The organism is Labrys miyagiensis (assembly GCF_030160835.1).
GTDB classification, from domain to species: Bacteria; Pseudomonadota; Alphaproteobacteria; order Rhizobiales; family Labraceae; genus Labrys; species Labrys miyagiensis.
Map to the genome: position 1 here is coordinate 1 of NZ_BSPC01000078.1, position 9,049 is coordinate 9,049.

The window sequence follows — 9,049 nt, forward strand, 5'->3', positions numbered from 1 at the left end:
CTTTGAACACGTCGGCTCTGTCGTCCGCAGTCGGGACAAGCTCCGGTGGGAGAGCGTGATTGCAAGAGAATATGGACGCTCTCACCGACAATCTTGACTGAATCCACTGCGAAGCCGTCCGGCGCGAGGCTCGCACGCTGGAACCGATGGTGCATCCGCTGATCCTCCCATGAATCAGCCAAAGCATCACCCACCACAGCAGCAAATGTGAGTCAGAGCCACTTCTCAGTGGAAATCCTGGGTCACTTCTCGACGGAAATCAACACGCGTGGGGATCAGCAAGACCGCGCTCCACGAAGCGCTCAGAGCCAAAAAATCAATCACATCAAAGGCAAGCAGGCGCAAATTCCGCATATGTTCTCAAAAGTCGGACAGATCCACCACTTTCGTGTTGTGACGCCCTCATGCGCCGGCGAACTTGACGGCACGCAAAGTGGGGGTTTCGCCCACCTCCACTACCGACAGCTTGACTTCGGTTGGTGCGCGTCAGGCCTGACTCCCGGCTCGATCTTCAGATGGCGGCGATGTCCAGCTTGGAGCCATCGACCAGACGCGACAGCCGGAACGGTGTGGGATCGACGCAAGGCGTGTCGTTTACGACAAGCTCTGCGGCCAGATAGCCGAGCCCCGGGCCTAAACCGAAGCCGTGACCCGAGCAGCCCGCCGCAAGGACCAGGCCTTCCACCCCGTCCACCTGCGATACCACGGGCACTGCATCCGGCGTGCAATCGACGAAGCCGCCCCACGCGCTATCGATCTCTATTTCGCCGAGTTGGGGGAAGGTTTTCCGGACGCTCTCCACCACTTGGCTAATCAGCCATTTCAAAGGCGGAGGATCCAACACGCGATTCTGTTCGAAGATCCGATCGTCGTTGGTCAGCAGCGCGGGCAATGAATCCGGCCCCAAAACGAACGAATGGCCGATGCCGAGCCTGACGTTTTTCAGGCGACGCAAGAACTGCGGCATGAATTCCCGGCTATACCGGATAGCCTGGGGCGTGATTTCGAGGTTGGCTTTGCCGCTGATCGCAAGCGTGTAACTGCCGTCCAGTCGGCGCGTGATCGAGCAGTAGGGTGTGGAGACCGCGTCGCCTATGTTGATTGTCGGGGTGGAACGCAGCGCGGTCTGCCGGATGCTCGCCTGGGGGAAACTGATCCCGAGTGGCCGAAGGAAGCGCGACGACCAGGCGCCGGCGGCGCACAGCACCGCGCTGGTTCTGATATAGCCTTTCTCGGTGTGCACGCCCGCAATCCTGCCATTGGCCAAGTCGAGCGCCCGCGCGGCGCATCCCTGGTGGATCGTGGCCCCTAGAGTTCTGGCCCCCTCGGCGGTAGCCGGCGCGGCAAGCGCAGGTTCGGCCTTGCCGTCCCGAGCCGAATAGGTCCCGCCCACCCATTTGTCGCGGGTTTCGGGGACACGCTCGGCTACCTCCGCCCGGCTCAGAACGCGGGTGTCGACGTCGTACTCCCTGGCGACCTCGCGCCACCTTTCCCAGCCGGCGAGCACAGCCTCGTCGTGGGTCGCATAGACGAGACCGCACCGCCGAAATCCGAGGTCCCGATTGATATCGCGCGTGAGCTCGTCCCACAGCCGCATGGAGATCACCGAGAGCGGCAGTTCGCGACGATCGCGGTTCTGCTGGCGACACCAACCCCAGTTTCGGCTCGATTGTTCACAGGCGACGTGGCCCTTCTCGAGGAGCGCCACAGAGAGGCCACGCTTTGCCAGGTAATAGGCGGCCGTGGAGCCGAGGATTCCGCCACCGACGATGACGACATCGGCCTCGGCTGGGAGACGCTCATCGCTGTGAATGCGTTCGACGCGGGGCGACATATTCCAATAACCTCGGCTATCAAGAATACGGAAGCAGAGTTCCGATCAACCCTTCATCGCATCTGACGCTCGAAAGAATGTGCTGAAATCATCCGGGACTTCGCAACATGTTCGCGTTTTTGGCCGCTTGATTGAACGAAGGTGCTCAAGCCCGGCCGAGCCCCAGTTCGGCGCAGGGGCGGCGCGACCTGCTCGTCCGTTGAATCGCACTCGTGGCCCTCGTCTGCTTTCGACTGATGGCGTTGAAAATCTCCCGTCTGCGACGCGACTCCCGTCTGATTCAAACCCTTCGCGCGCAGCTGATGATCACTGACCGGGTAGTTGCGCAGGAGCCGCTCTTTGCAAAATCGCCTCGAGCGGTATGTCCCCACGGCCCCATCTGCTACGGTCGACCGTCCAGCTCGCCGATCGGTCTGGCTTGCGCGCACATCAGCGTCCTTTCTACAGCGAGACGCGCTGGCGTCAGTCGACCCCTGCTGATCCCCATGCTGATCACGGGCTACACGTATGATCGAGCGCGTTCAAGACGATCTCGCCATCTGGCCCGCGCAAAGCTGATCGGCGACACCGGCTACGGCTCAGCTCGCTTGGCGAGTAGGCGAGATCGTGTCGGGGCGCTCATGCCGGGCAGCCGCTCTTCGGTTTGTGTGACCGCGAGCACGAGTGGCCGCTTGGCGCGGCAGATGGGACGGAGACTGGACCGCTTTTGGATGCCCCAGCAAAATGGCTCCAGCCGTCGCGATTGGGTCGGCGACGCCGGGAGGGGTGATGCTCTGAAACACGAGCGCCGCCGAGAAGGTACCAGCGCTTGCAGGAAAGCCCATTTTGTCCCGGCGCCCGAAGTCAGTTTTAGGCGGCCGGCGTACTAACGGCGACGTAGATCTTTCGCACCGTCTCGATCGTCTTCCAGACACCGACATTGCCCGGTCTTTCGCAAAGCTGTCGCCGGCGTGAAAATGCGAGGCTCCTTGCCTTCCTCGGTCAGCTCCACCACGTCGGAAAGGATGTGGCAGCACTCGAAGTTCTCGTCCTTGATCGAAAGGTTCTCGCCAGGTGTGGCCTCCCAGACTCTTATCCTCACCGAGTCGCTGCGCGAGGAGTCCTGCTCCCAGGTCTTGTAGGACGGATCGCCGGAAACCGGGCGGGCCGGCAGGGTCTTGGAGTGCTGGGCTCGCGGGTGGGGGCGCCTTTCTTTGGTAGTGGAGGTGGACTGCGACGAGCAGTCGCGCTTGGGGCCAACGAGGCCGACCGATGGAAGGCCAGCCGACGACAAACGTTAGTTCCGATCGCAGGCGGACGGTCTAGCCTGCGACCTCGTGAACTGTGTCGGCATCCAGGGCTGTGCCGGGTTCGAGCAGCACGACCTCGCAGATGTCGTGCAGCGCGACAGGGCAATGCTCTACCCCATGCGGGACCACGATGAACTCGCCTTGCTCGATGATCTCGTCCCGATCGCGGAATTTCATCAGCAGGCGGCCCTTGTGCACTAGGTAGAGTTCGTCACTGCTCCTGTGAAAGCGCCAGGCGAACTCGCCCGCGAACTTGGCGAGCTTGATCTGCATGTCGTTAATCTGACCGGCGATCTTCGGAGACCAAGTTTCCCTGAGCTGCACGAACGAGGTGGCCAGGTTCTTCTTGTGGAGCGGCGAGAGATGCCGATTGAGCGTGGCCACGTCACGAATGATGGCCCCGAGCTGGCGAGCGACGCCCTTCTCATCGGCTGGATACTTGCCGTCCAACGCGGCCGTGCCGATGGTGAAGCCGGCGGCTCCTGCGTCCTTCAGGGTGGCTATCCGCTCAGGGGTATCAATCGAGCCAGCCACATAGACGGGCTTGGACACCGCCGCGCATACCGCTTTGATGAGGGCCGGGACGTCTTCCTTGGAGCGATAGGCGAGCAGGTCGAGGCCGTGCACGCCTTCCCGCGCGGTGAGCGTCTTTGCGCTTTCAATGATCTCCTCGATGCTCCCTTCGAGAACGCTCGGGTGACCCGTGATGCTTCCCGGGAAGGGACAGTATTGAATGTCCGTGCCCGCAAGGATCGGCAGGACGTCGTCCACACGTGTGCCGCCGAGCAAGACGTCAACGCCGATTTCGACCGCCGCCTGCGCCGAAACGATCTCACTCTGCCGGTCGAGTGAAACGACTTCGAGGTAGGAGGTCGCGCCGTCTGCTTTGATGGCCTGGTTAAGAACTTTGAGCCGCTCAGTCGTCAGGCCAATGTCCTTGAAGCCAATGTGACGAACGCCCAGGCTCAGGGCGGTCTTGAGCTGTTCCGAGGCGTCCTCGATCGTGCGATCGTTGCGCGTGAGCATGAAGATGAAGCGAAGGCCCATTACACTACCCCTTCTTTTGTCTTAATTTGCGCGGCGACGAGCCTTCGCGCGTAAGCCAGCGCGGTCTCGAGACTAGCGGTGTCGGCGATGCCTCGGCCTGCAATGTCGAACGCCGTGCCATGATCAGGGCTTGTACGGACGAACGGCAGGCCGAGCGTGATGTTCACACCCTTTTCGAGGCCAAGATATTTCACGGGGATCAGGCCCTGATCGTGATATTGAGCCACGACCACGTCGAAGCGGCCCTTGCGGGCCTGCATGTAGACGGTGTCGCCGGGCCACGGGCCGCTGACGTCGATGCCCTCTGCGCGTGCCGCCTCGATCGCGGGGCCAATGATCCGGATTTCCTCGTCGCCGAAGAGACCACCTTCGCCGGCATGGGGGTTGAGCCCTGCGACCGCAACGCGCGGTGCCGCGATTCCGAGGGCCTTCCCACCCTCGTTTGCGAGCCGAATGGCCGACATCTGCGCATCGAAGTCCGCTTCGACGATGGCATTGCGCAGAGACGTGTGGATCGTGACGAGAACCGTTCGGATATCGTCGTTGGCCAGCATCATCGCGACGCGCTTCGCGCCGCCATACTCGGCGAGAATCTCGGTGTGCCCGGGATAACGAACGCCCGCGCTTGCCATTGCCTCCTTATTGATTGGCGCGGTGACGATGCCGCTGACTTTGTCGTTTTTGGCTGCCGCGATCGCGGCGACGACGGCGTCGAAGGAAGCCTGGCCGGACGTGGCACTGACGCTCCCGAGCGGAGGCGGCGCGATGATTTGCGTCGCCTCGACGACCTCGATGGACCGCGGCTCAGAGCGCGCATCTTGAGGTTCGGCGATGCGCTTGACCTTGAGGCCGAGGCCCAGACGACGGACGATATTCTCCATCACGACCGAGCTGCCGAAGACGACCACGCTTTCAGCGCCTTTGGCCAATGTCTTCGCCACGATCTCCGGGCCGATGCCTGAGGCATCGCCCATGGTGATGGCGAGGGGAGCGATTTGGGTCATTACAGAACCCTTTCTGACACCGAGTCGCAGGCGCGAAGCCGCGCCACTGCACGACGTAGGGTGTCGTCGCCGCCAAAGCCGCCTGCCTTCATGGCGATGAGCAGCTCTCGTCCATTCCCGAGGGACGCGCGGCCAAGCGGAAACCCTGGCTCGAGCTCCTGCAGAATCTCGAACGCAGAGATGTCGAGGCCATCGAGAATCGCTTCCATCGTATCCCCGCCAGTGGCCATCACCACGTCACAAGGCTCATCGACCACCCTTCGAGCCGCGGCCTGCGCAATGTCGCGCAGAATGGATTTGGAGTCGTCAATACGTTCCACCGGAGCTCGTAACAGAGCAACGCCGCGCTCGACCCCGATCCGATCGGCCTGACGATGGCTGCGGGGGTTAGCGCTGCCGACAACAACAAGAATCTCGCTGCCCCCTGCCAGCGTCAGGTTGGACGCAACCTGAACCGGCGCGAGCCGCTTCGCCAAAGCCAGAGCCATGCCCGGAGAGCCCACCCACAGGATCGACTCCGGATCCGGCAATGCTGCAATCTTTGCGTCGAGTTCGCCCTGTGTCGTAGCATCAAGGATGATGGCATTGCCGATGGAGGACGGGACGAGGTCAACCAGCCGCGAGTGTTGCGCCGGACGGACGGGATCGCGACCATAGCCGGTCTCCGCGACAGGGATGCCATCGACAAGCTGAACGCCGCTTACGGTCGTACGCCCTGCGCCCGGAAACGCGGGTGCGAAGACCAGCATCTTGCGGCCGCTTGCCGCGAAGGCAGCGTCCAACTCGGCCCTCACATGTCCGCGAAGCGTCGAATCCACGGTCTTGTAGAAGACGTCCCTTGAAGCAAGTTGCTCGGCAAGGTCCGACACTCGCCCTGCGGCTTGCACGGCAGAGGCCGACCGCGATCCGCTATCGACCGCGACGATCGCCGCCTCCTCTGGCGGTAGTCGGCGTCGGCCGACAACGGCGCGCAGGCCCCGCTCGACGAACGGACCGGCCCCGTCGGCGGCGCTGGTCAGGTCATCGGCGAGAATGGCAATTGTGCATGGACGATTGGTTCGCATGGATCAATTATGCCAAATCAATCCGAAAGGAAAAGTGATAGTTTTTGTGCATTATCGGTGATAATAGATCACCAATGAAGCGATCCGAAATACCTTCGTTGGACGACCTGCGCGCGTTCGAGTCCGCAGCGCGGCTGGGGTCTGTCCGCTCCGCCGCCGACAGCCTTGCCCTGACCCACGGGGCCGTGAGCCGCCGGATCACCAAGCTGTCCGACGACCTCGGATTCAAGCTGTTCGAAAAAAGCGGACGTGGCTTGCGCCTCACGGCTGCTGGGGAGGTGCTCAACGTTACCGTCAGCCGCTTCTTCACTGAGCTGGCGACGACCGTCGAGAACCTGCGTGCGGCCAGCGCTCAGCAGAATGCTCTCGTTCTGTCTTGCGAGCCGTCAGTCGCGACGCGTTGGCTCATTCCGAGGCTCGCCAGCTTTGAGGCTGCCCACCCCGGTGTCGCCCTGCATCTGTCAGTCGGCGGCGGACCAGTCGAGTTTCGCCGCGACCGGATCGATCTCGCCATACGTCGGCTTGACTTTGCGCTCCCAGAGGCCTGGCATGTCCGGCGCCTTTTTCCTGAAAAGGTGGGGCCTGTCATGAGCCCGCAGCTCGCGCCGGCATTTGAGTCGGGGGAGTACATTGCCCTCGGTTCAAAGACCCGGCCGGACGCATGGTCGCGATGGCTTTCCTCCCATCCATCAGTGCGGCGTCCCAGGGAGATTCGCTTCTATGACCACCATTTCCTCATCGTCGAAGCTGCAACAGCGGGGTTGGGAGTTGCCCTCAGCCCGTGGGTCCTTGTTACCGATGACATCGATAGAGGGCGGCTTGTCGCCGCAGCCGGTTTCGATCCCGACGAAAGCCACTATGGCCTAATCTGGATGGGCGAACCTGAACTCTCCGAGAACGCGCATGAGCTTGCTTTATGGCTGCAAGGACAGAGCAAGAATTTCTTTTGATCAGCGTCTCAAACGGTTCTGCGCCAGTTTGCTCCTCGAGAGAAGGAATTGGCCGATATAGAGATCCTGGAGAGCAATGCCGGAGCTGCTGCAAGCAGAGGTTGGTGACTTCGTTTAGATACTAATTTGGTGACTTCGTTTAGATACTAATAAAGGTGGCGTGATAGCCACGGGACGCGCGCAAATAAGCGCGATCAGGCCTCGGCCTTAAGTAGGCGCACATGTGCCGCGTTTGTGAATGTCCAGCTCCGGTATTCGCAGCACGGCTGTGCAAGCCTCAATCTGCCAAGGCGCCTGACATCGAGGCGGTGTCCGCAGGTGCGAGCAGATGTCGATGGAGCGCCGCCTCAACAGCTAGATCACCGACCGCAGCGCAGGCGGCAGAAATCGCTCAAGAGGCGGACCTAAACACAACAATCGACCGAATCCGACGCGCTTTCAACACGGAATTTCGCAACCTGCCATTAGACTAGCTGAATATGATCGGGCGCCGAGCTCGGCGGCAACTTTATCCACTCGCCTGCCCCGGCCGAAGTGGCTTGTGCAGGCGACTAGGCCATGTCCGTTTGGGTGAACAAGTAAAGCAGCTCGCGCGAGCCCTTCCCATCCGGCGGCTCGTGGCGAGGGAATCGCATCGAATGCGAAGCCTATAGCATCGTTAGCAAAGGTGAGCCTCTCCATCAGCTTTAGGACCTCCCATCCCATGAAAACCTATTCAATCGCGCTCATACCTGGCGACGGCATCGGCCGCGATGTTACCGATGCGGCCTGGGCCATCCTGGCGAAGGCAGCCGAGAACTCGGGGTTCAGACTCGATGGCACGCGATTCCCGTGGTCTTGCGCCTTCTACGAAGAAACCGGCTCGATGTTGCCGACAGACGGCATTGAGATACTGCGAGGCTTCGACGCCATTTTGCTCGGTGCCGTCGGTTGGCCCGCGAAGGTGCCGGATTCGGTCTCTCTGCATGGGCTGCTGCTGCCAATTCGAAAGGCGTTCGTGCAGTATGCAAACGTCAGGCCACACCGGCTGCTTCCTGGCGTTCAAGGTCCGCTGCGCGTCGAGGACTTCGACATCCTCTGCATCCGAGAGAATACCGAGGGTGAATATTCGGGAGCCGGCGGCCGCATTCATCAAGGCACGGACAACGAGGTTGCCGTTGAGACCTCAATCTTCACGCGCGCCGGTGTCGAGCGCATCCTTCGCTTTGGCTTCGAGCAGGCGAGGGCCCGGCGCGGCCGACTTGCTTCCGTTACAAAGTCGAACGCCCAGAAATATTCGATGGTGTTCTGGGACGAAGTTACTCGTAAGCTTGCGGCCGAATATCCGGACGTCGAGGTCACGAGCTATCATATCGATGCCATGGCGGCGCGTATGATTTTGGCGCCGGACAGTCTGGACGTCATCGTGGCATCCAACTTATTCGGCGACATCCTGACCGACATCGGCGCTGCAATCCAAGGCGGGCTGGGCTTCGCCGCTTCGGCCAACATCAATCCGGACCGCAGCGCTCCGTCCATGTTCGAGCCGGTCCACGGTTCGGCACCCGATATCGCCGATCTTGGCACTGCCAATCCCATCGCCGCTGTCTGGTCCGGCGCCATGATGCTTGATCATCTCGGCGAGGCCGACGCCGCTCGCAAGATCATGCATGCGCTTGAAAGAACGACCGCCAGTGGTTTCGGTACAGCGCGAGCCCAGCAAAAGACCGAAGCGATTACAGCGGCAATTCTGAACGTACTCGACTGAATGCCGACATGGCCGTCATGCGCAACGCGTAAGAGGGGGCGAACTTCGGTATGATCGGCCTAGCATTACAGTCGTAATTTTTGTTTTATATGTGCCTTCTGGGCGAGAGCTTGG

The 9,049-nt window shown here is 61.4% G+C and carries 6 protein-coding genes and 1 pseudogene; 2 read left to right on the top strand and 5 right to left on the bottom strand.

What is annotated here, in order from left to right; genetic code table 11:
* Positions 1-511: 511 nt before the first annotated feature.
* From QQL24_RS33055 to QQL24_RS33080, 5 genes and pseudogenes are all read right to left on the bottom strand, one after another.
* Complete coding sequence (locus QQL24_RS33055) at positions 512-1,834, bottom strand: NAD(P)/FAD-dependent oxidoreductase (RefSeq protein WP_284316578.1); 1,323 nt, start codon at positions 1,832-1,834, stop codon at positions 512-514.
* 849 nt (positions 1,835-2,683) lie between these two features.
* Positions 2,684-2,987: pseudogene (locus QQL24_RS33060) on the bottom strand (cupin domain-containing protein).
* 148 nt (positions 2,988-3,135) lie between these two features.
* Positions 3,136-4,170: a cupin domain-containing protein gene (locus tag QQL24_RS36500; RefSeq protein ID WP_348536516.1), complete on the bottom strand. Its 1,035-nt coding sequence runs from the start codon at positions 4,168-4,170 to the stop codon at positions 3,136-3,138.
* The gene (gene pdxA / locus QQL24_RS33075) at positions 4,170-5,174 is read right to left on the bottom strand and encodes a 4-hydroxythreonine-4-phosphate dehydrogenase PdxA (RefSeq protein ID WP_284316579.1); all 1,005 of its coding nucleotides are present in this window, start codon (positions 5,172-5,174) and stop codon (positions 4,170-4,172) included. Before pdxA ends, QQL24_RS36500 begins: the two co-directional genes overlap by 1 nt.
* Entirely contained in the window at positions 5,174-6,238 is a 1,065-nt protein-coding gene (locus QQL24_RS33080) for a four-carbon acid sugar kinase family protein (RefSeq protein WP_284316580.1), read from the bottom strand. The genes pdxA and QQL24_RS33080 overlap by 1 nt, the downstream gene beginning before the upstream one ends.
* Positions 6,239-6,336: 98 nt before the next feature.
* On the opposite strand from QQL24_RS33080, the gene QQL24_RS33085 reads away from it, so the two are divergent.
* Positions 6,337-7,188: a LysR family transcriptional regulator gene (locus tag QQL24_RS33085; RefSeq protein WP_284316581.1), complete on the top strand. Its 852-nt coding sequence runs from the start codon at positions 6,337-6,339 to the stop codon at positions 7,186-7,188.
* A gap of 703 nt (positions 7,189-7,891) precedes the next feature.
* Positions 7,892-8,935 carry a tartrate dehydrogenase gene (locus QQL24_RS33090; RefSeq protein WP_284316582.1) on the top strand — a complete coding sequence of 348 codons (1,044 nt, stop codon included), beginning with the start codon at positions 7,892-7,894 and terminating at the stop codon, positions 8,933-8,935.
* The last annotated feature ends 114 nt before the right edge of the window (positions 8,936-9,049 follow it).

Coding starts and splice junctions, on each gene's coding strand:
- QQL24_RS33055 (WP_284316578.1), bottom strand. CDS start 1,834: ATGTCGCCCCGCGTCGAACGCATTCACAGCGATGAGCGTCTCCCAGCC.
- QQL24_RS36500 (WP_348536516.1), bottom strand. CDS start 4,170: ATGGGCCTTCGCTTCATCTTCATGCTCACGCGCAACGATCGCACGATC.
- pdxA (WP_284316579.1), bottom strand. CDS start 5,174: ATGACCCAAATCGCTCCCCTCGCCATCACCATGGGCGATGCCTCAGGC.
- QQL24_RS33080 (WP_284316580.1), bottom strand. CDS start 6,238: ATGCGAACCAATCGTCCATGCACAATTGCCATTCTCGCCGATGACCTG.
- QQL24_RS33090 (WP_284316582.1), top strand. CDS start 7,892: ATGAAAACCTATTCAATCGCGCTCATACCTGGCGACGGCATCGGCCGC.